The following is a 24,898-nucleotide window of genomic DNA, read 5'->3' as shown; positions in this document are numbered from 1 at the left end:
GTGCTCCGGACGTCGGGGGCCGACGCGTCGGGGCGGGCGCGGGACGGTTGCGGGGCGGGTGCGGGAAGGGTGCGGGGCGGGCGGCGTTGGCTGCCGTACGGATGAATTCCGTTGCGCATTCGGGAGGAAAGGGGAACCGGGGCTCTTGCCGATACCGGTGGGTAGGGGCATTGTCGATGACGTTGTGTCAGGGCCAGGGCCGTCGGGAGGGGTTGCTGATGTCGGGACTCGGGACCAGACGCCGCCGTGCGGCCGTCGCGCTGGCCGCCTGCGCCGCCCTCGCCGTGCCGGTGGCGACGGCCGCGTCCGCATCGGCCGCCGTCGCCCAGCCGTCGGCCGGGTCCCCCGTCGACCTGAACGCCCTCCTCGCCCGGCTGCAGGGCCTCTACCGGAAGGCCGAGGCGGCCACCGACGCCTACAACACCGTGGTGGTGAAGGAGCAGACGCTGCAGAAGCAGCAGAGGACGCTCTCCGCGCAGATCAAGGCCACCCGGGCGAAGCTCGCCTCGCAGCACGACCAGGCCGGGGCGCTGGCCCGGGAGCAGTACCGGGAGGCCGGCACCGGCGGGCTCGCGGACCTGCTCGCCGGGAAGGACCCGCAGGACACCCTCGACGTCGGCCAGGCGCTGAAGCAGGCCGCCGGCCGTCAGGCCGGGGTGCTCACCGACCTGGAGGGCCAACAGGCCCGGCTGAAGGCGCTGAAGGCCAAGTCCGACCAGGCCGTCGCGCAGGCCAAGAAGCTCGCCGCGCAGCAGAAGAAGGCCGCGGCCGACGTCCAGAAGCAGCTGGCCGCCGTGCAGGGCATCATCATGTCGCTGACGGGCGCTCAGCTGGACCAGCTGCTCAAGCTGGAGCAGCAGCAGATCAACGCGGCGCAGCTGGCGCTGCTGCACTCCGGGAAGCTGGGCCGGGGCGAGCGCTACCCCTCGGCGGCCGGGAAGGCGGCGCTGGAGTGGGCGTTCGGGCAGCTCGGCAAGCCGTACCTGTGGGGCGGCGACGGGCCGGGCGCGTTCGACTGCTCCGGGCTCACCTCGCAGGCGTGGGCGCACGCCGGGGTGGCCATCCCGCGGACCAGCCAGCAGCAGTGGGCGCAGCTCACCCGGGTGCCGCTCGACCGGATCCGGCCGGGCGACCTGGTGGTCTACTTCGCGGACGCCAGCCATGTGGCGATGTACATCGGCAACGGGCTGATCATCGAGGCGCCGCGGCCGGGCACCGTCATCAAGATCGCCGACATGGCGTCGATGCCGATCAAGGGCGTGGTGCGGCCCGACCCGCTGGCGCCGTCGGTGGACAACGGCTACCGGGTGCCGGGCGGCGCCGCGGCCTCGGGCGCGTCGGGGATAGGGTTCACCGGCGCCTCGATGGGCACCACCGGGGCTTCGAGCGGCGGCTCCGGCGGCGGCTCGCCCTCGCACCCGAAGCCGTCGCCGTCGCCGTCGAAGTCGAGGTCGACGAGCGCGAAGCCGAGCCCGACACCCAGACCGACGGCCACCGCGAGCGGTTCGGCGAAGCCCGGCCCCTCGGCGTCGGTGTCCACGTCCACCTCCGCCTCGGGCGGCAGCTCGGTGTCGCCCACGCCCAGCGGGTCGCCGTCCCCGACCGCGGGGTGAGCACGGGCCGGTGCTCCGGCGCTAGCGCGCCTGGGAGATGCCGAGGGAGGCGCGGACCTTGCCGAGGTACTCGTCCACGTCCTTCGGCTGGTACCAGAACTCCTCGAGGTCCGACGGGTCGTCGAACGCGTTGGCGATCCGGTCGGCGACGGGCTCCAGCCGCTCGGCGGCCGCGAAGAGCTTGACGATGTGCTCAGGCGGCGGCATGAGCAGGCCGTTCGACCACTTGGTGACGTGCTGGGCGTGCTCCGTCCAGTAGCGGTCGAAGACGCCCTGGAGGAAGGCCTGGTCGTAGGGGCGGTCGCCGCGCTGCACCAGGGCGTGCAGGTAGTGCGCGCCGCAGCGGGCCGCGGCGCCGGCGCCCTGGCCGGTGATCGGGTCGTTGGAGACGACGGCGTCGGCGGCGCCCAGCACCGGGACACCGGAGGGCAGCTCGGCGGCGGCGCGGCGGACGGCCGGGGTGACGCGGCCGGAGAGGAAGGCCTGCTCGTCCGTCAGCTCGGCGTCCTTGAACCGGTCGTACTCCCACGGCGCGAACTGCCGCACCTTCTCGAGCATCAGCTCCAGGAAGCGGTCGGGGTCGCGGACGTCGCCGAAGACGTCGAGCGGGCCGCCCGGGACCGCCTCGATGAACAGGATGTCGCACGGCCCGGAGAGGGTGCGGGCGGGGATCGCGAAGAGCTCGCCGGCGCCGGGGAGCAGATTGCAGTGGATCGCCGGGCGGCCGCCGTCGCCGTCGCGCAGCCGGCCGCCGTGCACATAGGCGACGGCCAGCGCGCGCTGCGGCTCGCCGTAGGGGGAGCGGGACGGGTCGACGGGGAAGAGCCGGCCGAGGTCGCCGCGGCCGGTGGCGGCGATCACCAGGTCGTGGCCGGCGGAGAGCCGGTCGAGGGTGTCGAGGTCGGCGTGCTGGACGAGCACCCGGCCGCCGCGCTCCTCGAACGTCTCCAGCCAGCCGGCGAACTTCATCCGCTGGTCGACGGATTGGGCGTAGCCGTCGAGCGTGCCCAGGAAGTCGATGGCCGGATCCAGACCCTCCGGCGCGGCGACGCTGATGCCGAGGCCGGCGATCCGGGGGGTCTCCTCCTCCCAGGCGTTGAGCCCCAGATCGCGCTCGATCTGGAGGGAGGTGTGGAACATCGCCTGGGTGGACAGCACCCGCCCGCCGCGGATGTCCGCGGCGCTGCGGTTGGTCACCAGGGTGATCTCACGCCCCTGCGCCTGGAGGCCCAGCGCAAGCTGGAGCCCGGATTGGCCCGCTCCGACAATCAGCATTGTGCCCGTCACGCCTTCCACCCTACGGGTTCGCGCCGCGCTGCGCGTGCGGTTGACGTGTGCATAGTCCCGTGCAGCGGCAAGTGCGAACAGGCTTCCGGGGGAGCCGGGTTCGGTCTGACCCGAGTTGCGCCTTATGCCCGGGCCGACAGCGCGTGCATCACCAGCGTCATCAACGACTCGACCACCGAGTGGCGGTGGCGGGCGTCGCAGGAGACGACCGGAACGTTCTCCGAGAGCGCCAGCGCCTCGCGGACGTCCAGCAGGCTGTGCTGCGGCGCCCCGTCGAAGCGGTTGACGGCGATCACGAACGGCAGCCCGCACGCCTCGAAGTAGTCGATGGGTGCGAAGCAGTCGTCCAGCCTGCGGGTGTCGACCAGCACCACGGCGCCGATCGCGCCACGCACGATGTCGTCCCACATGAACCAGAAGCGCGCCTGCCCCGGGGTGCCGAAGAGATAGAGCACCAGGTCGGACTCGAGGGTGCGGCGCCCGAAGTCCATGGCCACGGTGGTCGTTATCTTGTTGGGGGTCGCCGAGAGGTCGTCGACGGCGGCGCTCGCCTGCGTCATCACGGCCTCGGTGGTGAGCGGGGCGATCTCGGAGACCGCTCCCACGAATGTCGTCTTGCCGACGCCGAAGCCGCCCGCCACCACGATCTTGGTGGAGATGGCGGGCCCGCCCGGCCCGGGCCTCGCGGTCCCGGTGTCCGTCATGCTCATCGCAGCGGTCGACCCCTTCCGGTGGGTCAAGAGGGTTCCGTGGTTTCCGTGGGTGGTGCGGTGTGCTGCACGTGCGCGGGGCGGGGCGGGGACGTGCCCGCCGCGGGCGGTGACGGTGCGTCACAGCCTCCGCAGACCGCCCAGGACCCGCTCCAGCAGCACCTTGTCGGGGCTGCCGTTCGGGTCGGCGTCCGGGCCGAGGCCGTGGACGCGCAGCCGGCCCTGGTCGACGAGGTCGCCGATGAGCACCCGGGCGACCCCGAGCGGCACCCTGATCAGCGCGGAGACCTCGGCCACCGAGTGCGGCCGGACGCAGAGTTCGCAGATCGCGGCGAGCTCCGGCCGGGTGCGCAGCCGCCGCACCGAGGGCCCGCCGGTGAGCACGGAGACCAGCGTCTCCACATTGAGTTCGCGGTGCACGCGGGTGCGCCCGCCGGTGATGGTGTACGGGCGGACGCGGGCGGAGCCGCCGCGTCCTCCCCCGTCCGCCGCCGCCGTGCCGGCGCCCATGGCGTTCACCCCGCTCCCGTGGTGGCCAGCGAGGCGCGCAGCTCGGTGCGCAGCTCCGGGGTGAGCACATGGCCGGCCCGCTCCACGAAGACGGCCATCTGGTAGCCGACGACGCCGAGGTCGCACTCCTCGGCGGCGTGCACGCCCAGGCAGGAGCCGTCGCTGATGGACATCACGAACAGGTGCCCGCGGTCCATCGCGATCACGGTCTGGCGCATCTCGCCCTGGTCGAGCAGGCCGGCGGCGCCGGAGGCGAGGCTCACCACGCCGGAGACCACGGTGGCCAGCCCGGCCTCGTGGACGCCGGCGCCCACCCGGGCGGGCTGCCGCCGGCCGGAGGGGGCCGGCTCGGGCGCGCCGGGGCCGCTGGAGGCGAGCAGCAGCCCGTCCGCCGAGACCACCACCACCTGGCGGATCCCCTCGACCTCGGAGACCAGGTTGGCGAGCAGCCACTTGAGGTTGCGGGCGGCGCGGCTGGAGCCGGGCGGCGGCGCCTCCGGCGGCTGCCCGGGAAAGCGCACCGGTCTCATCGGCCTCGGTCGTCTCATCGGTCCCCCTCGGGCCTGGGTTCGTCGTCGGCGCGGCCTCCGGCGCCGAACTCGCCGAACCCGGGGACGCCGCCGTCCGGTTCGACGCCGGGGGCGGCGTCCTCGTCGGGCAGCTCGTCGCCGACGTCGGCGGCGCGGCCGGCGCTCAGGCCGCGCTGGAAGCCGCCGAGCCGGCGGCGCAGCTCCTCGGCGGCGTCGGAGCCGCGGGCGTGCCGGGGGCCGTCCTCGGTGCGCGGGCGCGGCGGGCGCGGGGTGCCGCCGTTGACGGCGGCGCCGTTGGCCGGGGTGCCGTTGCGCGGGGTGGCGGCGGCCGCCTCGGGCACCGATCCCTGCAGGCTGCCGGGCAGGTGATGGGCCATCGGGACGCGGCGGGGCAGACCGGCGGGGGTCTGCTCCGCGCCGTCCGCCTCGGGCTGCGGCTGCGGCTCGGGAGCGGCGCCCGGACGGCGGGCCGGAAGGGCTCCGCCGGCCTGCCCGGACTGCAGCCCGGGGTGCTGGGCGGGCCCGTCCCCGCGGGCCTCGACCGCCGCACCGGGGCGGGAGACCGGAACGGCCGCCGTCGGCCGCTCCTCGGGGGCGGGCTCGCGCAGCAGCTCGTCGGGGAGCACCACCACGGCGGTGGTGCCGCCCTGCGCCACCTCGCGCAGCTGGACGCGGACGCCGTGCCGCTGGGCGAGCCGGGCGACCACGAAGAGGCCCATGCTGCGGGAGGAGTAGGCGCCGCCGCGGCCGGCGGGCGCGCCGGCCGGCTCCTCGCCGTCGGCGCCGGCCGCGGCGGCCATCCCGCCGGGGGCGCCGGACGCGAGCAGCTCGTTGAGCTCGGCGATGCGCTCGGCGACGATGCCGATGCCGGCGTCCTCGATGCAGAGCATCACCTCGCCGTTGCTGCCGGTGGCGCCGTCCAGCCGCCAGCCGCTCACCGCGACCTCCTCGGTGGGCGGCGAGAACGCCGCGGCGTTCTCCAGCAGTTCGGCGAGCAGGTGGGCGATGTCGTCGGCGCACCGGCCGACGATGTCCACCCGGGGCAGGAACTGCACATTGACGCGCTCGTAGTGCTCGATCTCGGAGACGGCGGCGCGCAGCGCGTCGAGCAGCGGGACGGACTCGGTGGAGGTGCGGCCCTGGCGGGCGGCGCCGGCGCCGGTGGCGTCCGCCAGCACCAGGACGTTCTCGCTGTTGCGGCGCATCCGGGTGGCGAGGTGGTCGAGCTTGAAGAGGCTGTCGAGGCTGTCGGCGTCCTCCTCGGTGCTCTCCAGGCTCTCGATGAGGCCGAGTTGGCGCTCCACCAGGGTCAGGGTGCGCAGCGAGAGGTTGACGATGGTGGAGTGGCTGCTGCGGCGCAGCACCTCCTGCTGGGCGGCGAGCTCGCCGCGCTGGTTGGCGGCGTCGGCGAGCCGCGCGTCGAGCGCGGCCAGCCTGGTCTCCTGGTCGGCGATTCTGGCGCGCAGCGTCTCGCGCTCCTGCGTCAGGGCGTCGCGCTCGGCCGCCAGTTGGGCGGCCTGCTCGCGGGCGGCCTCGGCGGCCCGGCGCTCGTCCTGCGCGGCGTCGTGCAGCCGGCGGGCGACGGCGGGCCCGGCCACCAGGGCGTGGAGCCGATCGCGCCAGGACCAGTCCGCCGCGGGCTGCTGGGAGGGCGTGGTGGGCACCGCTTCTCGCAATCTCGCGCAATCCGGTTGATGTGGTGGTCCCTCACCAAATAACGGGGTGCTGAGGAGTATCGGGACAGACGAGACGATGGCACCTTCGGCGTCCCAAGTCGCCCGCCACCGCCAGCCGTTCACTCAATCGAGTGATGCCACCCGGAAGGGGCGCGCCGCGCGACGGTCGGGAGTAGCGAGGCCGGGCGGCGCAGGGGGGCCGTCCGGGCGCGTCAACCCGGTGCCGATCGTTTCCGACCGCGGGCGATCAGGTGCGGTTGATCAATACTGGGCGCATGCCGACGCACCGCATCGAACTCGCCTCCGAGCCCGGCCTCCCGGACCGCACCAACGAGGACCTCGCCCTGGCCACCCCGGAGCTCGCCGTCGTCCTCGACGGGGTCACCCCGCACCCGGACGGCTCCGGCTGCCTGCACGACGTCCCCTGGTACGTCCGGCGGCTGGGCGCGGCACTGTTCACGGCGGCCACCGAGGAGCCGGGCCGGCCGCTCGCCGACTGCCTGGCGGCGGCGATCGCGCAGGTCGCCGAACGCCACGCCGGCAGCTGCGACCTGGCCCATCCGCGCACCCCGCAGTCGACCGTCGCCGCGGTGCGGATCGGGCCCGAGGAGGTGGAGTACCTGGTGCTCTCCGACTCGGTGCTGCTGATCGAGGGGTTCGGCGGCGAGGTATCGGCGATCGAGGACGACCGGCTGCGCCGGCTGCCCGAGCCGGTCCCGTCGCTGCGCGCCGCGGTGCGGGCGGCGGCCGAGGCGTCCGGGGAGGGCTCCGCCGAGCACACCGCCGCGCGCCGGGCGTACGTCGCCGCGGTGGAGGGGCTGCGCAACGCCCCGGACGGCTTCTTCACCGCGGCGGCCGCCCCGGCGGCGGCGCACGCCGCGGTGGCGGGACGGCTGCCGCGGTCCGCCGCGCGGGGGCTCGCGCTGCTCACCGACGGGGCGGCGCGGCTGGTGGAGGTGTTCGGCACCGAGGACTGGGCGGACACCTTCCGCCGGCTGCGCACCGAGGGGCCGGAGGGGCTGGTGGCGGCGGTGCGCAAGGCGGAGGCGGCCGACCCGGACGGCACGGAGGTCCCGCGCGGCAAGCCGACGGACGACGCGACCGCCGTTCTCGTCCGTCTCGATCAGAACTGAAGGCATCCGAAAACAGAGTGACAACTCCCGTAAATCGGGGCATGACGGGCGCATGACCGGCGCACGGGGAGCACTCCGGGGGCGGGTTAAGACCAAAGGCTTGCTGGGTTCATCTTCCGTTCACCTGATCTCCCTACGTTTCGTCGCGTCGCTGTCACCTGACGATTGCTTTGAGGCATGGAACACATCTCCGCACTCGTGCTCGCCGTGATCATCACGGCAATGGTGTTCGACTTCACCAACGGGTTCCATGACACGGCCAACGCCATGGCCACCACCATCGCCACCGGCGCGCTCTCACCCCGAGTCGCGGTGGCCGTCTCCGCCGTCCTGAACCTCGCAGGAGCGTTTCTCTCCGTCGAGGTCGCCAAGACCATCTCGGGCGGCATCATCGACGAATCCAGCGGCCTGAACCCGGCCGTGATCTTCGCCGGCCTCGTCGGCGCGATCCTCTGGAACCTCGTCACCTGGCTGTACGGCATCCCCTCCAGCTCGTCGCACGCGCTCTTCGGCGGGCTGATCGGCGCCACCGTGGTGGGCGTCGGGATGCACGGGGTGCACTTCGCCGCGGTGGTGCAGAAGGTGGTGCTGCCGGCCCTGGCCGCGCCGCTGGTCGCGGGGGTCGCCGCGGCACTGGCCACCAAGGCGGCCGCGCGGATCACCCGCCGCGCGGAGCAGGACGCGCCGGAGACCGCGCGGCGCGGCTTCCGCGCCGGTCAGATCGCCACCGGCGCGCTGGTCTCGCTGGCGCACGGCACCAACGACGCGCAGAAGACGATGGGCGTCATCACGCTGACGCTGATCGCGGCGGGCGCGCTGCCGCACGGGGCGACGCCGCCGGTCTGGGTGATCGTCTCGGCGGGCGCCGCGATGGCCCTCGGGACGTACTGCGGCGGCTGGCGGATCATCAGGACGCTGGGCTCGGGCCTCACCGACATCTCCCCCAAGCAGGGGTTCGCGGCCCAGGCCGCGGCCACCGCGGCGATCCTCTCCTCGTCGCACCTGGGGATGGCGCTGTCCACCACGCACGTCTGCTCGGGCGCGGTGATGGGCGCGGGCGTCGGCAGGAGCGCGCGCTCGGTGCGGTGGAACGTGGCCGGCCGGATGGCGGTCTCGTGGGTGCTGACGCTGCCGGCGGCGGCGCTGGTCGGCGGGGGCGCGGCGCTGGTCGCGGACCGCGGGACGGCGGGCGTGGCCGCGGTGGCGGCGGTCGGCGCGGCGGTGGCGGCGCTTGTCTTCGTGCGGTCGCGGCGCAGCCGGGTCGGCGCGGACAACGTCAACGCGGTGGATCTGGCGGCGCCGGCGGTGGCGCCGGCGGTGGCGGTTCCGCTGGCGGCGGAGCCGCCGGCGCGGGCGGCATGAGGCTTTGGGAGCGATGCCGATGAATGTCGACTGGAACGCACTGGGGATCGTCGCCGGTGTCGGGATCGCCTCGACGGTGGTGCTGGTCGCGCTCTTCTGCGTCGGGATCGCGGCGTGGGGGCGGCGCGAGGCGGGCTCCGGCGGGGCGGCGGCGCTGACGGGTGCGGTGAGCTGCTTCGCGCTGTGCGCGGCGGGGGTGCTGTACGGGTTGTACCTGATCGTCCCCCAGCTGCACGGCTGACGGCGGTCGCCCCGCCGTGCCGGGCCCGCGGCGCGGGGCGCCCCGCCTGGACCGCTTCGCGGTCCTACGCGTCGCCGGTGCGGTTGAGTTTGGCCAGGAGGCGGGCGAGCTCGGCGAGTTCGGGGCGGTCCCACGCCCCGAGCCGCTTGCGGAACTCCCCCTGCCGGGTGACCCGCACCTGCTCGCAGCGGCGCAGCCCCTCCTCCGTGGGCAGCAGCTGCCACGCGCGCCCGTCCTCCGGGTCCGGCTCGCGCCGCACCAGCCCGAGGTCCTCCAGCACCTTCAGCTGCCGGCTCATCGTCGCCTTGCCGACCCCGAAGTAGCAGGCCAGGTCGGACGCCCGGCAGTGCTCCACCTCGATCAACCGGGTGAGCAGCCCGTACGCGCTCGGGTCCAGCTCCGGGTGGACGAGCCGGGCGAACTCCCGCGCCAACGAGCGCAGTTTGCGTGTCAGCACGGCAAGCTCGTGCTCCACGGCGGCGATCTCGTCACCGCCGCCGGCGTCCTCGCTGGTCTCCGGCGTTCCCGGCTCCGTCCGCATGGCGAGCAAGCCTACTGCCGTTGCCTATGACCACCTATCCGGGCCGTCATGCGGCGCACCGCGCACAAATCCCGGACATTCACCTCATAGGGCAGCAAACTTGTCGATATGTCAGAGCCCGGCCCCAGCCTCGTCGCCTCCTCGCTGAGCGTGCGCGGACCCGACGGCCGCCCCGCCCTCCGGTACGCCCACGTCAGCGCCCCGCCGCGGACCCTCACCGCGGTCGCCGGGGCCGGCGGCACCGGCGCCACCTGCCTGCTGCTGGCGCTCGCCGGACGGCTCCGCCCGTCCACCGGCACCGTCCGCCTGGGCGTCGCCGGCAACGGGGCCACCGCCACCACCGCCGCCGTGCCCGGCGCCTCCACACCGCGTCGCGAGCTGCGCGAACGCGTGCTGGTGGCGCGGGCGACGGGCGCCGCCGAGCCGGACTCCTACGAGACCGTCGGCGAACTGGTCCGCTCCGCGCACCGCTACCTGCGCCGCCGGGTGCCGGCCGCCGCCGTGGAGACCTCACTCGGACGAGTGGGCCTCGGCGGCCTGGTCCGCAGCGGACGGCACCGCCGCTACGGCACGCTCACCCCCGTCGAGCGGCTGCTGCTCGCCGTCGCCCTGGTGCTGCCCGGCGAGGCGGACGCGGTCGTGGTGGACGCCGTCGACCGCGACCTGGACGACGCCTCCCGGCAGCGCGCCTGGAGCGCGCTGAGCGGCGCCGCCGAGCACGAGGGCGGCCCCCTCATCGTCGCCACCTGCGACTCCGCCGAGGGCGCCCGGATCGGCGGCGCCCACCAGGTGGTGGCGCTCAGCGACCACCAGGACCCGGGATCCGAACCGCGCGACAGCAGCCGGGAGGGCGAGCGATGACGGGCCTCCACCTCGCCTGGGCCGAACTGCGGCGCTGGCTGCGCGGCTCCCCCATCCGCCCGGCCGCGCTGATCGCGCTGGCGCTGATCCCGACGCTCTACGGCTGCGTCTACCTGTGGTCCAACTGGGACCCGTACGGCAGGGTCGACGAGGTGCCGGCCGCGCTGGTCAACGAGGACCGGCCGGTGGCGGTGAACGGCCGGACCCTCGACGCGGGCACCCGGCTGCGCGCCGAGCTCTTCAAGCGGCACGACCTCAAGTGGTCGGCGGTGCGGGCGGACGGCGCCGCCGAGGGGCTGAAGAACGGCGACTTCCTGGTCACCCTCACCATCCCGCGCGACTTCAGCGCGGACCTCGCCTCCGTCTCCGGCTCCTCGCCGCGCCAGGCGCGGCTGACGTTCCGGCTGGACAACGCGCACGGCTACATCGTCAGCAAGCTCACCGAGGCGGCCGTGGGCGAACTGCGCGCCGCCGTCGACTCTGCGGCCTTCACCCAGTACGCGAAGGCCGCGCTGACCCAGCAGGCCCAGGCGCAGGCGCAGGCGAAGGGCGCCACCGGCTCGGCGCTGCAGCAGGCGGTGGCCGCCCAGCAGTCGGCGATCGACGCGCAGGCGGCGGCGATCGGCCGCGGCGTGAAGATCGACACCGTGACGCACCACCCGGCCCGGGTGTACGGGCGGGGGCTGGCGCCGTTCTTCTTCTCCATCGCGCTGTGGGTCTTCGGGCTGGTGGTCTACGAGATCGTCCGGCCGCTGAACCTGCGGGCGCTCAGCGCGCGGACGCGCCCCTGGGCGGTGGCGATCGGCGGCTGGGCCCCGGCCGCGCTGATCGGCGTGGTGGGCGCGGTGGTGCTCTACGTCGTCGCGGACGCCGGGCTGGGCCTGGGCGCCGAGCACCTGTGGGCGACGCTGGGCCTGCTGGCGCTGGCCGCCGCCGCGTTCACCGCGGTGGGCCAGGTGTGCCGGGCGCTGTGGGGGGTGGCCGGGGCGCTGGTGATGCTGGTGCTGCTGATGTTCCAACTGGTCTCCTGCGGCGGGCTCTACCCGATCCAGACCGAGCCGGCCCCGTTCCGCGCCATCCACCCGTTCTGCCCGATGACGTACCTGGTCAACGGGCTGCGGGTGACGCTCACCGGCGGGCGGACGTCCGAGCTGTGGCGGGACGTCGCGGTGCTCGCCTGCCTGCTCGCCGCCTTCTGGATCATCGCCGCGGCGGTCGCCGCCGTGCAGCGCACCTGGTCCGCCAAGCGGCTCCGTCCGGCGCTGCACGCCTGAGCCCGCCGACCTCTAGGAAGATCGGTGCCCCGCGGTTACTCTGACGGCCAGATACCCGGGGGTAACCGTCACTTCGCGAGGTGCCTGCATGGCCGTTCCCGCACCGTCACCGGAACTCCGCACCTCGCGCATCGCGCTGGCGGTGAGCTTCTGCGCCCAGGGGCTGTCGTTCGGCCTGCTGGTGACCCGAATACCGGCGATCCAGGACCAGTACCGGATCTCCGACGCGGTGCTGCCGATCTTCCTCGCGGCCGTCCCTATCCTCGCCGGCGTCGGCAGCATCACCACCGACCAGCTGGTCCGGCGGATCCGCCCCCGCCAGGTGCTGCGCTGGGCGCAGCCGGTGCTCTGCCTGGCGCTCGCCGGGACCGGCTTCGGCGGCACCCTCCCCGAGGCGGCGATCTCGCTGGCCGCCTTCGGCCTCGCCGTCGGCTGTCTGGACGCCAGCCAGAACATGCTGGGCGTCAACCTCCAGCACCAGTACGGCCGCAGCATCATGCTCGGCTTCCACGCCGCCTTCGCGCTCGGCGGCATCCTCGGCGCATCCTGGGCGTGGGCCGGGGCGCACTGGCACCTGCACCTCTCGCTGCTCTTCGGGGTGGTCGCCGCGCTGGTGATCCCCGTCTGCCTGGTCGCGTCGCTGAAGTACCCCTCGCCCAGCGCCGAGCAGGCCGCCCAGATCCAGGCCGCCGCCAGCGAGAAGATCCCGTGGAAGCCGCTGCTGCCGCTCTGCGCGGCGATGACGTTCGCCTACATCGGCGACTCCACGGTCTCCAACTGGAGCGCCAAGTACCTCCAGGACGCCCTGCACAGCAGCGACCAGCTCTCCACCGTCCCCTACAACGCCTACATGGTGACGGTGCTGCTGGGCCGCGCCTTCGGCGACCGCGCGGTGCGGCGGGTCGGCCCGGTGTGGGTGGTGCGCGGCGGCGCGGTGCTGGCGGTGGCCGGGTTCGCGGTGGTGGCGACGGCGCCGGGGGCGTGGTTCGGGATCGTCGGGTTCGTGGTGCTGGGGCTGGGCATCTCGGTGCTCGTCCCGCAGATCTTCGCCTCCGGCGGCCAGCGCTTCCCGGGACGCTCGGACACCGCGGTGGCCCGCCTCAACGTCTTCAACTACGTCGGCTTCCTCGTCGGTTCGCCCCTGGTGGGGGCGATCGCCGACGGCAGCGGCTACCGGGTGGCGATGATCGTGCCGCTGCTGCTGGTGGGCGGCGTCCTGCTGATCGCCGGCAGCTTCGCCCCGTCGGGGGCGCGGGGCAGCAGCGACTACGCGCCTCCGCCGCGGGTGCGCGGGTGAGCGAGGGTCCACCCGCGGCCGCGCCGGTTCCCCGGCCCCGCGACGATCACGCGGCGCGCTTCGCCGCCCGGGAGCGCCCCCGCTCCAGCCGCGCCGCAACGCGCTTGGCCGCGAACGGCGCCCCGTAGACGAAGCGCATCACCGGGCCGAAGGAGCCCGCCGCGGCGAGGCCGACGACATAGAGGCCCGGCATCGAGGACTGCAGGTGCGGGTCGAGCACCGGGAAGCCCTCCCGGGTCCGGATGCCGGCCCGCAGCTGCGGGTCGATCAGCGCCAGCCGGTCGAGGTCGACGCGGTAGCCGGTGCCGGCCACCACATGGTCGGCGTCGAGGACGTGGCGCCCCGCCTCGCCCTCCAGCTCCAGCCGGACCCCGTCCCCGCGCTGCGCCGCCCGCACCAGCCGGTGGCCCAGCAGGGTCGGGACGACGCCCTCGAAGCGGTCCCGCAGCCACCACGCCCCGGCGGGGCCGAGCGCGGTGCGCACGGTGTGCATCCGGGCCGGCGAGGGCGCGCGGTGCATCGCGGCGGGCAGGTTGGAGAAGATCCAGTTGGGCCACCCCGGGCCGAGGCCGCCCTCCGGCGCGCGCAGCCGCTCGATGCGCGAGCGCGCCTCCAGGGTGGGCCGCCCGTTCCAGCGCAGCGCGTCCTTCCGCGCCACCAGGTGCGGCTCGGCGCCGGCCTCGGCGAGCAGCACGGCCGTCTCCAGGGCGGACTGCCCGGCGCCGATGACGGCGACCTTGCGGCCCTTGAACGGGGAGAGGTCGTGCAGGTCGCCGGCGTGCGTGGCGACCTCCGGGGCCAGGCCGTCCAGCTCGTCGGGACGGTGCGCGAAGGGCAGCACGCCCAGCGCGAGGACGACGGTGCGGGAGCGGAAGACCTCGCCGTCCGCGGTGGTGATCTCGTAGCGGCCGGGCGCCCCGGCGAGCCGGACGGCGGCGGTCTCCTCGACGTCCCCGCCGGCGGCGTTCTCGGCGAACCAGCGGCCGTAGTCGATGAAGTCCTCGACGCGGACGGGGGTGCCGTGGCCGTACGGCCGGCCGTGCGCCGACGACCAGGCGTCGAGGCCGTTGCCGGCGGCGGGCGAGGAGAGGTGCGAGGCCCAGCACTCGGACTTCAGGAGCATGCCGGACGGCATGTGGGCGGCCCAGGTGTTCATGGGCTTGCCCAGCAGCCGGGTGCGGAGGCCCGCGGCGCGGGTGTGTGCGGCGACGGAGAGCCCGTACGGGCCCGCGCCGAGGACGGTGACGTCGGCGGGTCGGTTCTGGTTCGGCATGGTGCTTCCTCCCCCTCGGAGGTGGTTCTGGTTAGGGACCGGGTCATCGCCCTTCGAGGCGGGGCACGCAGCCGCCGCCGAGCCGCCGCGTTCATGCGGGCCCCTCCGACGCGGCGATCGGCTCCAGCGGGACCCGGCCCGGCGCCTGCTCCTCGTCCGCGCGCCGCCGCGCGCGCCCGCGCAGCGCCCGTGCCGCGCCCCGCGCGGCCAGTTGACGCCACATCAGCGCGAACGGCACCGGATCGTCCGCCGCGAACCATGCGCGCTCGCCGACCCCCCGCAGCGACCGCACGAACGCGGCCGGCGCGAGCTCCCCCTCCCGCATCAGCCGCAGCGCTCCGACCGGGTCGTAGTTCTCCACCCAGAACCCCCGCCCCGGCCGCGGCCGGACCGCCGGCACCCGGCGGCCCGTCAGGTCCAGGTGCATCGCGCGGACCACGTCCAGCCCGGACCCGTCCGCGAAGAGCCGGAACTGCGCGCCCAGCCGCGGGTTGAAGTCCAGCAGGTGGTAGCGGTCCGTCCCCGGCTCGCGGCGGAAGTCCAGGTCGACGACGCCGTGGTAGCCGATTCCGCCGGCGAGCCGCTCCGCCAGTCCGAAGATGTCCGGGTTGGGCAGCCACCGGCCCAGCGCCGTCAGCCCGGCGTGCGGCGGCCAGGAGCGGTCCTTGCGGCCCGTCGCCCCGAAGAGGCACCGCCCGGCCGCGTCGAAGTAGCCGTGGAAGAACCAGTCGCCCTGCGGCGACTCCGGCAGCAGCTCCTGCAGAAGCAACGTTGTCCCGGCCTCGCCGCGGCGCGCGAAGAGCGCCTCGGCCTCGGCCCGGGTGCGCACCACCTGGGTGCTGCGCAGCGGCGGCGCCGCCGCGCTCGCGGTCGCCGCCGCCGGCAGCAGCCAGGGGCGCGCCCACTTGGCGATCAGCGGCAGCCCGAGCGCGGCGACCGCGGCGCGCAGCCCGAGCGCGTCGGCCGGCGCCTCGGTGCGCGGGTGCGGCACGCCCCAGGAGCGGCACAGCTCGGCGACGGCCTGCTTGTCGGCGAGCCGCCGCGGCAGCCCGGCGTCCTTGGGGACGGGCAGCAGGAACCGCTCGCGGAGCGCCTCGGCGTTCTCGGCGGCGAAGAGCGCCCCGGCGTCGTCCATGGTGACCAGGAGCGTCGGGCGCCCGATGCGCTCGCCGAGCCGCAGCAGCCCGCCGAGCAGCACGGGACCGGGTTCGGGGCCCATCGGGTAGACGCGGCGCAGATAGCGGGAGCGGGCCGCGGGCACGCCGCGGTCCTCCAGAACTGCATGCACCTCGACACCGGCGCGTCCGAGCGAGCGGATCGCGCCGAGCGTGCCGTGGTGCAACGGGTTTCGGTCGATGCGAAGCACCAATGCCGGCACCGCGCTGTCAAGCCCGAACCCACTCATGCGGCCTCCACAGGGAAACGTGCAAGAGTGTCGACAAAGGCCGTTATTGCGGGATGATGTGACGGGGGTTCACCCGTTCGAGGGTTCCGGGGCCGATGGCTCCGGATTGGGGGGCAGGCATGAATGCCAGACGCAACCGCGGGGCCCGCAGGGGCGGCCGTGGCACCGGGGACAGGGGTGCCGAGAAGGGGGAGGCGAGCGGCCGCGGCCGGCGGTTGCGCCGCAGGCCGCGGCTGCTCGCCGCATCGGTCGTGCTGGGGCTGGTGATCGTCGCCGGGGCAGCGCTGCTCGCCCGCGACGCGCTGCTCGGACGGGACGGCGGCAGCCATCCGCCGCCGAAGCCGCACCGCCATCAGACGGCCCGTCACCAGGTGCCGTTCGGGGCCTTCCTGGGCTCCGGGGACGACGGCGTCTCCAAGGTGGCCGGTTTCGAGGCCTGGGCCGGGGCCGGGCCGGTGACCGTCGGCCACACCTATCTGCGCGGCGGGTCCTGGTCGGACATCGAGGGCAGCGACGACATCCTGGGGCCCTGGTCCCAGTGGGTGAAGCAGAAGTCGGGCCGCATCCTGGTGCTCAACGTCCCGATGTCCGACCGCAACGAGGACAACCTCAGCGACGACCAGGTGCGCGGCATCCTGCGGCAGGGCGCCGGCGGCGCGTTCGACGCGCACTACCGGGCGCTGGCGCAGAACCTGGTGTCGGACGGCATGAACGGGGCGGTGATCGTGCTGGGGTGGGAGATGAACGGCATCACCTACACCGGCCGCTGCGGCCCCGACCCGACGGCCTGGAAGACGTACTGGCGCTCGATCGTCGCCACCATGCGCTCGGTGCCCGGCCAGAAGTTCAGGTTCGACTTCGACCCCAGCCGGGGCACCGACGCCATCTCCTGGGAGAAGTGCTACCCGGGCGACGACGTCGTCGACATCATCGGCATGGACAGCTACGACCAGGAGCCGGGCAGCACCTGGCGCGACTACGTGGACCAGCCGGACGGCCTGGAGGACCAGGTCGACTTCGCCGCCAAGCACGGCAAGCCGGTCTCCTATCCCGAGTGGGGGCTCTTCCGGCACGGCGACGACACGGCGTTCGTCACCGACATGCTGAAGTGGATCGCGACCCACAACGTGGCCTACCAGACCATCACCAACTACTGCCCGCACGGCGTCTACGGCTCGGGCGACTGGGGCTGCGGCAGCAACACGCAGTCGGCGCAGGCGTACCGGTCGGGGATGAGGTCGGCGGCGGGCTGAGCCGGACATGGGGGCGCACGCCCCCGGTGACGCCTCGCTGCGTTTGGGGACGCAGCGAGCCGTTGCGGATCGGGTCAACCACCCCACCCTCTCTCGATCATCGCCGAACGGGCGCGCCGCAGCCGCTCCCGGCCCTCGACCGCCTTCGGCATCCGCTCCTTCACCAGGTCCGCGGCCTTCCGCCGGCCGCGGGCCAGCGCCCGGTAGCCGGTCAGCTCGCCCTCGCCGAGCCGCCCGCGGCGGGCCAGCAGCACCCGGGAGTTGTGCTCCTCCTGCGGGTGCCAGCGCACCTTGTACGGCTCCTGGCCGCGCAGCAGGCTCAGCACCGGCAGGCCCAGGTCCTGCGCCAGCACCAGGTTCTGGCGCAGCAGCAGCACGGCCACGTCCACCTTGTTGCGGAACTCCGGGTGCACGCCGTACAGGTACGGCCCGACCATGTCGTGCCCGACCAGCACCAGGTCGCCCGCGACCAGCTCGTCGCCGTGCCGGTAGAGCAGCACCTCGGCCTGGCCCGCGGCCGCCATCTCCCGCGTCGCGGTGCGCAGATGGCCCTCGAAGCGGCCCTTGAGGTGCTCCGGCGTGATGCCGCGCCCCACCCACAGCCGGCGGTGCAGGTCGAGGACGGCGGACGCGGCGTCCGCGGCCTCGTCCGCCTCGACCCGCTCCACCTTCAGGCCGAGCGCGTCGATCTTCCGGATCTTGCTGCGGGTCTTGGAGCCGGTGCGGTGCGACAGGCTCCGCACGAACTCCTCGATGGGACGGGACGGCAGCTGCATGCAGACCGAGTCGGCGAGCCGGGCCCGCGCGCCCGGCCAGACGTCCAGCAGCCGGAAGGCGGAGGCGCCCGGCCGCACCTCGCGCAGGTCGATCACCTGCCAGCCGGGGATGCGCAGCAGCGTCCAGCCGAGCCGGCGCACCGCCTCCCGCACCTCGGACGGCTCCGCCGTGCCGCGGGCGTCGTCCACCAGCACATCGGCGAAGTCGGAGATCCCGGCGCCGATCGCGGAGAGCACCCACCAGGGCCCGCGCCGCACGATCATCATCGGGGCGAGGGCCACCAGCCGGCCGCTGCGCCGCACCACCGCCAGCCGCAGCCGGTCGTGCCCGCCGTAGTGGCGCCACCAGGAGGCGAGCCAGCCGCGGGTCTGGAACGGCGTGGCGGTGGAGCAGACGGCGTGCAGCGCGTCCCACTCGGCGGCGAGCGCGGTGAACGCGGCCGGGTCGGTGAGGATCTCGCTGCTCCAGCCGTCCCGGCCGGTGCGCGAGGCCAGCGTGATGGGCGGTACCCGCAGCACGCGCGGCACATGGGGGCGGCGCGGGCCGCCCTGCGGCTTCGAGATCCTTGGTGTTCGCGATGTCCTCGGCATGCCCGCCGCCTCCCCCGTTCCGGTGGACCTCATCGGCCGGACCCCTTGCCCGGGGCGGCCTTCGACGCGCTGTTGGCGCTCTTGCCGGCCGGCGTCCCCCCGGACGCCGACGGCCCGGCGGGCGGCCCGTAGCCGCCGCCCTCGCCCCAGCCCTCCGGCGTCGCCGGACGCGACGGGGCCGGTGACGGCACCTGGTTGGGCAGCGGGCCGGGCCCGGATCCGGAGCCCGACGCAAGGCCGTTCGCACCGCTGGAGGCGGGCGTCGAGCGCAGCAGCCCGGCGAGCGCGCCGAGCAGCAGGCCGGCGGCCGCGCCGACCGCGATGTCCAGCGACTTCTTCGGCGAGCTGGGGGCGGTCGGCGCGGTGGCGGCGGAGAGCACCGAGAGCCGCACCTGGGTGTCGGTGGAGTGCTGGTTGCCGAACGCCACCAGCGCGTTGGCCGTGGCGTTGGCGTTCGCCGAGGCCGCGGCGGGCAGCGCGGCGCTGCCGGTGATCTGGACGATCGGCGCGTCCGGCGAGGTCTGCGGCGCCACATGGCGGCGCAGGTCGTCCTCGGTCATGCCGCGGGTGGTCGCCGCCGGGGCGAGCACCTGCGGCTGGGCGGCGATCCTGCCGTACGCCTGGGCGAAGTTGGTGGCCAGGGTGTTGTCGGCCGTCGCGGCGCGGCTGGTCGGCGAGACCACCACATAGGCGGACGCGCTGTAGGACTTGGCGGCGCTGAACGCATAGGCCGCCCCGCCGCCGACGCCGACGACGACGGCGAGCAGCACCAGCCACCACCGTCGCATGAGGTTGCGCAGAATCCGGGCCGAGTCAGCCATGGTGACCTTCCGTCAAGCTGTGCGGATGTGTATCGGGCCCGGACCCGTCCGGCAGGCGATCCCCCTCGCCGCCCCGAACGCCGGGCTCAAGCCTTGGCGCCGCACGCCCCGTCAGGGGCGCGGGACTTTTGCTGGACGTGCGGCTCCGCCGGGTGGGCGCGAGCGAGTAGGGGCGGCCGGCCGCGCGGCGGCGGACCGCACGCCCCGCGGCGATCCTCCGGAGCCCCGGACGACCCGCCAACTCCTCGTACAGCGAGGCCATCGAGGCCCCCAGCCTCTCCGGTGAGAACCTCTCCAGAACCCCCACGGGTACAGACGCCCGAACCCCCGTCGGCGGATGCGCCGTCAGCAGACCCTCCAGCGCCTCGCGCCACGCACCCGCCTCGTCGGTCCCCACCTGCCGCGCCATCCCCGCGTCCAGGCGGGCCCGGGCCAGCGCCGGCGCGCACCGCCAGGCGACCGGCAGCCCCGCCGCCAGCCCCTCGACGACCGCCAGGTTGAACGTCTCCCGGGGCGACGGCGACGCCAGCGCGTCCGCCGCGTCCAGCCAGGAGGCGACCTCACCCGACTCCCCGGTGAACACCACCCGCCGGGCGATCCCCAACCGCTCGGCGAGCGCCGTCAGCTCGGCCCGGCGCGAGCCCTCGCCGACGACGGCGAGCAGCGGCTCGGTGTCGGCCATCGCGGCGACCGCGCGCAGCAGCACCGGCCACTCCTTGTCGGCCTCCAGCCGCCCCACCGCGGCGATCACCGGCCGGTCGCCGGGTATCGAGAGCCGGCCGCGCAGCTCGGCGCGCCGCTCCGGGCGGTGCGCGAACGCGGCCGTGTCCAGGGCGTTGGGCAGCACCCGCACCCGGGAGGCGGGCACCCGCCAGCCGGCGAGCGCCTCGGCGACGGCGTCCGAGACGGCGACCGTCATCTCCCCCAGCCGCTCCCCGGCGACGTAGAGGCCGCGGATCGCCGCGTTGACGCGCCGTCCCTCGATCCGCTCCGGATGGAGCGAGTGCTCGGTGGCGAGAAGGTGCGGCACCCCGGCGAGCCGGGCGGCCAGCCGGCCGTGCAGCATCGCCCGGTAGAGATGGACGTGCACCAGATCGTAGGCGCCGTCCCGGCCGCCGGCGCCGATCATCCGGGTGAGGCGGCGGGTGGCGGCGAAGTCCCGGTTGCCGCGCATCCCCACGTCGGCGACCGGCACCCCGTCGGCGGCGATCAGCTCGGCGAGCATCCCGGGGTTGGTGAGCACCGCGACCTCGCAGCGCACCCGCTCCTCGGGCAGGTGCCGCAGCAGCAGCCGCAGCTGCTGCTCGGCGCCGCCGGCGGCGAGCCCGGTGATCACATGGAGGACCCTCAGCGGCGGCGTCACAGCGGCACCCCGCCGCGCTCGGTGAGGCGCTGCTTGAGGAGCTTCGCCTCCAGCCGCCACCACACGTCCATGGAGCCGACGTAGCGGCGGGGCAGCGCCCAGCGGCCCGTCAGCCCGGTGCGCCGGATGCCGCAGGCGTACGCGAAGCCGGCGTCCTCGACGGCCGCCGCCGCGGCGGCGTCCGCCTCGCCGTAGGGGTAGCAGAAGCCGGCCGGGGCGCGGCCCAGCACCTCCTCCAGCAGGGCGCGGCAGCCGGCCGTCTCGTCCTTGAGCTCGGCCTCGGGAAGGCCGGCCATGTGGCGGTGCAGCATGCCGTGCGCGCCGATCTCGACGCCGGCCCGGGCCATCGCCCGCACCCCGTCGGCGTCCAGCAGGCGGCGCCGGTCGCCCTGCTCGTCCCAGGCGTTGACCTCGCCGATCCGGCCGGCCACCACATAGAGGGTGGCGGTGCAGCGGTGGCGGCGCAGCACCGGCAGGGCGTGCTCGGCGAAGTCGGCGTAGCCGTCGTCGAAGGTGAGCCCGACCATGCCGCGGGAGCGGCCGGCGGTGTGCGCGTCCAGCAGCTCGGCGACGGAGACGCCGCGCAGGCCGCGCCGCCGCAGCCAGGCCAGCTGCCGGTCGAGCCGCTCCGGGGTGACGGTGATGTTGTACGGGTCGTCGGCGGTGTGCGCCACCGAGTGGTACATCAGGATCGGCGGGAAGCGCCCCTGCGCGCCCGCCGGATCCGGTCTTTCCGCGCGTTCCTCGGTCATCCCTTCCCCCTCTCCTCCACCGCTCCGCCGGCGCCGTTCCCCTCGGCGCCCTGCTCCTCGCCCCGCCGGGCGAAGGGCCGCAGCAGGCCGGTGATCTCCTCGGCCCCCAGGCCGTAACCGGTCATCAGGTACTCGCCGCCCATGACGACCGCGCAGACCACGATGATCGCGATCGGCGGCCAGCCGTGCGGCTTGAGCACGGCGTCGGCGAGCGCCCAGCCCGTCACCCCGGCCATTCCGGCGGCGATCAGGCAGCGGCCGACGCGCAGCGCCAGCCGGGTGATCGACACCCGCACCACCAGCACCTTCAGCCCCACCAGGAGCATCAGGGCCGGGACGGTGATGCCGACCGCGTTGGCGAGGGCGATCCCCTTCGCCCCCCAGACATGCAGCAGCAGCTCGCCGACGACGCCGGTGAGCACCAGACCGGTGAGCATGCACCAGGCCGGGAACCACACGTCGTGGCGGGTGATCCGGCCGGCCGGGTTCCCGTCCCGGTCGCGCCGCACCCCGGCCGCCCCGCCGGCCGCGGTGCCCGAGAAGAACGGCCGCACCAGCGCCCCCACCAGCGCCTGGCCGAGCAGCCCGAGCAGGTAGACCCGCATCACCGAGGCGGTCGCCGCGGTGTCGGCGGGGGTGAACTCGCCGCGCTGGAAGAGCAGTTGGACCAGCTGCGGAGCGCACGCGATCATGAAGGCGGCGCCGATCGCGGTGACCGCCGAGACCCCGCCCAGGTCCGCCTCGATGCGGCGGCGCGCCGCGTCCATCCGCCCCGCGGCCAGGTGCCGGGAGAGCAGCGGGAAGGTGACGGTGGACAGGATCAGCGCGAACGACATCGGCACCTGCGCCACCTTGGTGGCGTAGTTGAGGTACGAGATGGTGCCGGGCGCCAGCTCGGAGGCGAGGAACCGCTCCACGAAGACCTGCGCCTGCCGGGAGAGCGTGAAGACCGCGATCGGCACGAACGCCGCCATCGAGATCCCGGCCAGCGCCCGCCCGTCTCCCACCACCGCCCCTCCAAGGAAGCGCTTCGCGCCCCGCCCTTTGGTGCGGGTGCGCGGCCCCGGCACGGGGCTCGGCAGCCCCAGGTCGAGGGCGATCCCGGCGACCTTCCGGCGCAGCCTCAGAATCCGCAGGAACCCCGGCAGTTGGACGAGGATCATCAGCAGCGCGCCGAGCGCCACGCCGCCCGCGGCGGCCTTGATGCCGACGCTGGAGTGCAGCGCGATCAGCAGCGCCAGGATGCCGACGTTGTAGGCGACGTAGATGCCGGCCGGGGCGCCGAAGACATGGTGCGCGCGCAGCGCCGCCGACAGGTACCCGGCGAGGCCGAAGAGCAGCACGGTGGCGGCCGTCAGCCGGGTGCAGGTGACGGCGAGCGAGACGTCCTCCAGGCCCGGCGCCAGCCCGTGGACCAGCAGCGGCGCCCCGGCGAGGACGATCCCGCCGAAGACGGCGAGGCCCAGCGCGATGCGCGGCAGGGTGGCGGCGACCAGGCCGCGCACCGCCTCGCGGACGGCGTCCAGCTGATTGAGCGCCAGCCCGGAGAGGGTGTCGCCGTCGGTGCCGCCGTCCGCGTCCGCCTCGGCGCTGCGCCGGGCGGCCTCGGTGACGGTGCGGGAGAAGGCGGGCACCATCAGGAACGCCATGGCGTCCTCGATGAGCAGCGGCGCCGCGGTCTCCGGCACCGTCCAGGCGACCAGGAAGGCGTCGGTGTCGCGGGTGGCGCCGAAGTAGCGGGCGATCAGCAGGTCGCGCAGCAGGCCCAGGATCGAGCCGGCCGCGGACAGCACCGCGGTGACCCCGGTGGCCCGCAGCAGGCCGCGGCCCCGCCGCCGGGGTGGAGCCGCGGCGGACTCGACCGCCGCCGGGATGCCGTACGCCGGGGTCATCACCGCGTCCAGCGGAGAGCCGGCGTTGAACGGGAACACCCCCGGCGGGCTGGGCTCCCGCCCCCGGGTCAGCGGCGCCGGCCACACCCCGGCGGGCCGCCCGAAACCGTGCTGGGTGGGCGCCTCCGGCGGGTAGAGCGCCCCGCGCGACGTCCACTCCTCGGGGACCCGCGGCCAGGGGCGGCGCGGCGGCGGGACCGCGGACGGCAGCCCGGCGGGCGAGGTCGGCGCCGCCCGGCCCGCGTCGGCGGCCGGCGGCGCGGGCGCGGTGCGCACCTCGCCGAAGGCCCACCAGACGGCGACGCCCAGCGCCACCGCGGTGAGCACGGTGTCCGCGCCGCCGATGTCGGCGTAGAGGAAGTCGATGGCGATCCACAGCCCGAGCCCGAACGCCGCCGGGCCCGCGCCGAAGCCGGATCTGCTCAGCGCGCCGCGCCCCACCCGCGCTTGGCGGCCGGCCACCCGCACCCGGATCAGCCGCTGCGCCCCCAGCACCAGCATCCCGACCATCAGCAGCAGGAACGCGGACATGCCGATCAGGCCCTGCTCGCTGAGGACCAGCAGATACATGTTGTGCGGGGACAGCAGCGGCTCGCGGGTGAAGGCGAGGCCCTGCGACTCGGCGTCCGAGGCGGCGGAGAGCTGCATCCCGGCGTGCCCGTCCCGGAAGACCGGGAAGCCCTTGAGGCCGACGCCGGTGATCGGCCGGTCCCGCCAGATGTTCTCGGCGGTGGCCCAGAGCGCGTAGCGGTCGTCGACCGACTGGTCGGGCGCGGAGCTCGCCGAGGTGATGGAGGAGAGCCGCTGGCCGACGGTCGCGGAGCCGACGCCGAACCCGCCGATGACGATCACCGCGAGGGCGATCACCACCACCGCGCCGCGCAGCGCGGCGAGCGGCGCGGACAGCAGCGCCAGCGCGACGAGCGCGACGGAGACCGCGATCCAGCTGCCCCGGCTCAGCGAGAAGACCAGCGGCGCCAGGAAGAACGCCGCGGCAAGCAGCAGCAGCACCCGGTTGCGTGTCCGACGGGCCGTCAGCGCGAGCCCCAGGGCGGCGATCATCCCGAAGCTGACCACCGTGGACATGCCCATGATGTCCAGCGCCCCGAAGGTGCCGACGGCCCGGATGTTCTGGCCGTCGTAGGAGGCGCCGGTGTGCGTGAGGTACTGGACGGTGCCGTAGACGCCCTCGAAGAGCGCGGTGGTGAGCACCGCGCCGAGCACCAGCCGCAGATCGCGCCGCTCGCGCAGCGAGAGGGCGACGGCGCTGGGCACCAGCACGAAGATCTGGATGTAGCGGATGAAGCCGGAGAGCGCCGCGGAGGTGTCCACCGCGGTGATCGCCGATATCGCGAAGGCCGCGGTGAGCGCGCCGGCCGGCCACAGCATCCGCCGCGGCAGCTTCACCCGGCCGAGCAGCGCCTGCATCGCGACGGCGCAGACCAGCAGCAGGGAGGCGACATCGGCGGGGCCGATGTGGAAGGAGGCGGAGACGTCCTGATTGCCCGTCGGCACGCACACCAGCACCGCGGTCGCCGCCGCCAGCCACGCCGGCCGCCGCACCAGCCCGCGCGCCAGCCCGAGCAGGGCCGCCATCGGCGCGAACGGAAGCGCCGCGACATCGCCGGCGGCGCCCCCTTGCCCGCCCGGACCCCGCCCCCGCCCGGCACCGCGGTCCGCGGAGCGGACCGGGCGGGGTGCCGGGGCGGAGGGGCGGCGCGAACGGCGCGTGAGCAC

At 75.0% G+C, this 24,898-nt stretch carries 21 protein-coding genes; 8 read left to right on the top strand and 13 right to left on the bottom strand.

The window, feature by feature from the left end:
- Nucleotides 1-218: 218 nt before the first annotated feature.
- Nucleotides 219-1,613 (top strand): C40 family peptidase, encoded by a 1,395-nt coding sequence (locus BIV57_RS19040; protein WP_071658055.1) that lies wholly within the window; start codon nucleotides 219-221, stop codon nucleotides 1,611-1,613.
- Nucleotides 1,614-1,634: 21 nt separating this feature from the next.
- Here the strand turns inward: BIV57_RS19040 and BIV57_RS19035 are convergent, their stop codons facing one another.
- From BIV57_RS19035 to BIV57_RS19015, 5 genes are all read right to left on the bottom strand, one after another.
- Nucleotides 1,635-2,888 (bottom strand): styrene monooxygenase/indole monooxygenase family protein, encoded by a 1,254-nt coding sequence (locus BIV57_RS19035; protein WP_071658054.1) that lies wholly within the window; start codon nucleotides 2,886-2,888, stop codon nucleotides 1,635-1,637.
- A 134-nt stretch (nucleotides 2,889-3,022) separates the two neighbouring features.
- Complete coding sequence (locus BIV57_RS19030; protein WP_071658053.1) at nucleotides 3,023-3,610, bottom strand: GTP-binding protein; 588 nt, start codon at nucleotides 3,608-3,610, stop codon at nucleotides 3,023-3,025.
- Nucleotides 3,611-3,730: 120 nt separating this feature from the next.
- On the bottom strand, nucleotides 3,731-4,120 hold the full coding sequence (locus BIV57_RS19025; RefSeq protein WP_071658063.1) for a DUF742 domain-containing protein: 390 nt from the start codon (nucleotides 4,118-4,120) through the stop codon (nucleotides 3,731-3,733).
- 5 nt (nucleotides 4,121-4,125) lie between these two features.
- Entirely contained in the window at nucleotides 4,126-4,650 is a 525-nt protein-coding gene (locus BIV57_RS19020) for a roadblock/LC7 domain-containing protein (protein ID WP_071658052.1), read from the bottom strand.
- 14 nt (nucleotides 4,651-4,664) lie between these two features.
- Nucleotides 4,665-6,314, bottom strand: a complete 1,650-nt coding sequence (locus BIV57_RS19015; protein ID WP_071658051.1) for an ATP-binding protein — start codon at nucleotides 6,312-6,314, stop codon at nucleotides 4,665-4,667.
- 287 nt (nucleotides 6,315-6,601) lie between these two features.
- Between BIV57_RS19015 and BIV57_RS19010 the strand changes: the two genes are divergently transcribed.
- From BIV57_RS19010 to BIV57_RS19000, 3 genes are all read left to right on the top strand, one after another.
- Nucleotides 6,602-7,459 carry a protein phosphatase 2C domain-containing protein gene (locus BIV57_RS19010; RefSeq protein WP_071658050.1) on the top strand — a complete coding sequence of 286 codons (858 nt, stop codon included), beginning with the start codon at nucleotides 6,602-6,604 and terminating at the stop codon, nucleotides 7,457-7,459.
- Between the two features lie 177 nt (nucleotides 7,460-7,636).
- Nucleotides 7,637-8,821: an inorganic phosphate transporter gene (locus tag BIV57_RS19005; RefSeq protein ID WP_071658049.1), complete on the top strand. Its 1,185-nt coding sequence runs from the start codon at nucleotides 7,637-7,639 to the stop codon at nucleotides 8,819-8,821.
- Between the two features lie 13 nt (nucleotides 8,822-8,834).
- Nucleotides 8,835-9,062, top strand: coding sequence for a hypothetical protein (locus BIV57_RS19000; protein ID WP_419185731.1), 228 nt, complete (start codon nucleotides 8,835-8,837; stop codon nucleotides 9,060-9,062).
- Between the two features lie 64 nt (nucleotides 9,063-9,126).
- On the opposite strand, the gene BIV57_RS18995 is transcribed toward BIV57_RS19000, so the two are convergent.
- Entirely contained in the window at nucleotides 9,127-9,603 is a 477-nt protein-coding gene (locus BIV57_RS18995; RefSeq protein ID WP_071658061.1) for a MarR family winged helix-turn-helix transcriptional regulator, read from the bottom strand.
- Nucleotides 9,604-9,711: 108 nt separating this feature from the next.
- Between BIV57_RS18995 and BIV57_RS18990 the strand changes: the two genes are divergently transcribed.
- The 3 genes from BIV57_RS18990 (at nucleotide 9,712) to BIV57_RS18980 (ending at nucleotide 13,035) form a co-directional block, all read left to right on the top strand.
- The gene (locus tag BIV57_RS18990; RefSeq protein ID WP_071658048.1) at nucleotides 9,712-10,464 is read left to right on the top strand and encodes a hypothetical protein; all 753 of its coding nucleotides are present in this window, start codon (nucleotides 9,712-9,714) and stop codon (nucleotides 10,462-10,464) included.
- Nucleotides 10,461-11,738 carry a YhgE/Pip domain-containing protein gene (locus tag BIV57_RS18985; protein WP_071658047.1) on the top strand — a complete coding sequence of 426 codons (1,278 nt, stop codon included), beginning with the start codon at nucleotides 10,461-10,463 and terminating at the stop codon, nucleotides 11,736-11,738. Before BIV57_RS18990 ends, BIV57_RS18985 begins: the two co-directional genes overlap by 4 nt.
- Nucleotides 11,739-11,826: 88 nt before the next feature.
- Complete coding sequence (locus BIV57_RS18980; protein ID WP_071658046.1) at nucleotides 11,827-13,035, top strand: MFS transporter; 1,209 nt, start codon at nucleotides 11,827-11,829, stop codon at nucleotides 13,033-13,035.
- A 46-nt stretch (nucleotides 13,036-13,081) separates the two neighbouring features.
- Here BIV57_RS18980 and BIV57_RS18975 read toward each other — a convergent pair whose 3' ends face one another.
- Nucleotides 13,082-14,308 (bottom strand): FAD-dependent oxidoreductase, encoded by a 1,227-nt coding sequence (locus BIV57_RS18975; protein WP_071658045.1) that lies wholly within the window; start codon nucleotides 14,306-14,308, stop codon nucleotides 13,082-13,084.
- 91 nt (nucleotides 14,309-14,399) lie between these two features.
- Entirely contained in the window at nucleotides 14,400-15,713 is a 1,314-nt protein-coding gene (locus BIV57_RS18970) for a carboxylate--amine ligase (protein WP_139275719.1), read from the bottom strand.
- A gap of 119 nt (nucleotides 15,714-15,832) precedes the next feature.
- Between BIV57_RS18970 and BIV57_RS18965 the strand changes: the two genes are divergently transcribed.
- The gene (locus tag BIV57_RS18965) at nucleotides 15,833-16,966 is read left to right on the top strand and encodes a glycoside hydrolase family 26 protein (RefSeq protein WP_107409627.1); all 1,134 of its coding nucleotides are present in this window, start codon (nucleotides 15,833-15,835) and stop codon (nucleotides 16,964-16,966) included.
- 74 nt (nucleotides 16,967-17,040) lie between these two features.
- Here BIV57_RS18965 and BIV57_RS18960 read toward each other — a convergent pair whose 3' ends face one another.
- From BIV57_RS18960 to BIV57_RS18940, 5 genes are read right to left on the bottom strand one after another with little or no spacing between them, the layout of a single operon-like run.
- The gene (locus tag BIV57_RS18960) at nucleotides 17,041-18,333 is read right to left on the bottom strand and encodes a GNAT family N-acetyltransferase (protein WP_079170479.1); all 1,293 of its coding nucleotides are present in this window, start codon (nucleotides 18,331-18,333) and stop codon (nucleotides 17,041-17,043) included.
- 29 nt (nucleotides 18,334-18,362) lie between these two features.
- Nucleotides 18,363-19,154: a Wzz/FepE/Etk N-terminal domain-containing protein gene (locus BIV57_RS18955; RefSeq protein WP_071658042.1), complete on the bottom strand. Its 792-nt coding sequence runs from the start codon at nucleotides 19,152-19,154 to the stop codon at nucleotides 18,363-18,365.
- On the bottom strand, nucleotides 19,147-20,517 hold the full coding sequence (locus tag BIV57_RS18950; protein ID WP_139275718.1) for a glycosyltransferase: 1,371 nt from the start codon (nucleotides 20,515-20,517) through the stop codon (nucleotides 19,147-19,149). The genes BIV57_RS18955 and BIV57_RS18950 overlap by 8 nt, the downstream gene beginning before the upstream one ends.
- Nucleotides 20,514-21,269, bottom strand: coding sequence for a polysaccharide deacetylase family protein (locus BIV57_RS18945; RefSeq protein WP_071658040.1), 756 nt, complete (start codon nucleotides 21,267-21,269; stop codon nucleotides 20,514-20,516). Before BIV57_RS18945 ends, BIV57_RS18950 begins: the two co-directional genes overlap by 4 nt.
- Nucleotides 21,266-24,757 (bottom strand): lipid II flippase MurJ, encoded by a 3,492-nt coding sequence (locus BIV57_RS18940; RefSeq protein ID WP_071658039.1) that lies wholly within the window; start codon nucleotides 24,755-24,757, stop codon nucleotides 21,266-21,268. Before BIV57_RS18940 ends, BIV57_RS18945 begins: the two co-directional genes overlap by 4 nt.
- Nucleotides 24,758-24,898 lie beyond the last annotated feature (141 nt).

Source organism: Mangrovactinospora gilvigrisea (assembly GCF_001879105.1).
In the GTDB taxonomy this organism is placed as follows: domain Bacteria; phylum Actinomycetota; class Actinomycetes; order Streptomycetales; family Streptomycetaceae; genus Mangrovactinospora; species Mangrovactinospora gilvigrisea.
The sequence above is the reverse complement of the archived record's forward strand: the minus strand, read 5'-3'. Positions and strand labels throughout refer to the sequence as shown.

Excerpts from the sequence above, each read along its gene's own strand:
- BIV57_RS19040 (WP_071658055.1), top strand. The coding sequence starts at position 219 with ATGTCGGGACTCGGGACCAGACGCCGCCGTGCGGCCGTCGCGCTGGCC.
- BIV57_RS19035 (WP_071658054.1), bottom strand. The coding sequence starts at position 2,888 with ATGCTGATTGTCGGAGCGGGCCAATCCGGGCTCCAGCTTGCGCTGGGC.
- BIV57_RS19030 (WP_071658053.1), bottom strand. The coding sequence starts at position 3,610 with ATGAGCATGACGGACACCGGGACCGCGAGGCCCGGGCCGGGCGGGCCC.
- BIV57_RS19025 (WP_071658063.1), bottom strand. The coding sequence starts at position 4,120 with ATGGGCGCCGGCACGGCGGCGGCGGACGGGGGAGGACGCGGCGGCTCC.
- BIV57_RS19020 (WP_071658052.1), bottom strand. The coding sequence starts at position 4,650 with ATGAGACCGGTGCGCTTTCCCGGGCAGCCGCCGGAGGCGCCGCCGCCC.
- BIV57_RS19010 (WP_071658050.1), top strand. The coding sequence starts at position 6,602 with ATGCCGACGCACCGCATCGAACTCGCCTCCGAGCCCGGCCTCCCGGAC.
- BIV57_RS19005 (WP_071658049.1), top strand. The coding sequence starts at position 7,637 with ATGGAACACATCTCCGCACTCGTGCTCGCCGTGATCATCACGGCAATG.
- BIV57_RS19000 (WP_419185731.1), top strand. The coding sequence starts at position 8,835 with ATGCCGATGAATGTCGACTGGAACGCACTGGGGATCGTCGCCGGTGTC.
- BIV57_RS18995 (WP_071658061.1), bottom strand. The coding sequence starts at position 9,603 with ATGCGGACGGAGCCGGGAACGCCGGAGACCAGCGAGGACGCCGGCGGC.
- BIV57_RS18990 (WP_071658048.1), top strand. The coding sequence starts at position 9,712 with ATGTCAGAGCCCGGCCCCAGCCTCGTCGCCTCCTCGCTGAGCGTGCGC.
- BIV57_RS18985 (WP_071658047.1), top strand. The coding sequence starts at position 10,461 with ATGACGGGCCTCCACCTCGCCTGGGCCGAACTGCGGCGCTGGCTGCGC.
- BIV57_RS18980 (WP_071658046.1), top strand. The coding sequence starts at position 11,827 with ATGGCCGTTCCCGCACCGTCACCGGAACTCCGCACCTCGCGCATCGCG.
- BIV57_RS18975 (WP_071658045.1), bottom strand. The coding sequence starts at position 14,308 with ATGCCGAACCAGAACCGACCCGCCGACGTCACCGTCCTCGGCGCGGGC.
- BIV57_RS18970 (WP_139275719.1), bottom strand. The coding sequence starts at position 15,713 with ATGAGTGGGTTCGGGCTTGACAGCGCGGTGCCGGCATTGGTGCTTCGC.
- BIV57_RS18965 (WP_107409627.1), top strand. The coding sequence starts at position 15,833 with ATGAATGCCAGACGCAACCGCGGGGCCCGCAGGGGCGGCCGTGGCACC.
- BIV57_RS18960 (WP_079170479.1), bottom strand. The coding sequence starts at position 18,333 with ATGCCGAGGACATCGCGAACACCAAGGATCTCGAAGCCGCAGGGCGGC.
- BIV57_RS18955 (WP_071658042.1), bottom strand. The coding sequence starts at position 19,154 with ATGGCTGACTCGGCCCGGATTCTGCGCAACCTCATGCGACGGTGGTGG.
- BIV57_RS18945 (WP_071658040.1), bottom strand. The coding sequence starts at position 21,269 with ATGACCGAGGAACGCGCGGAAAGACCGGATCCGGCGGGCGCGCAGGGG.
- BIV57_RS18940 (WP_071658039.1), bottom strand. The coding sequence starts at position 24,757 with ATGGCGGCCCTGCTCGGGCTGGCGCGCGGGCTGGTGCGGCGGCCGGCG.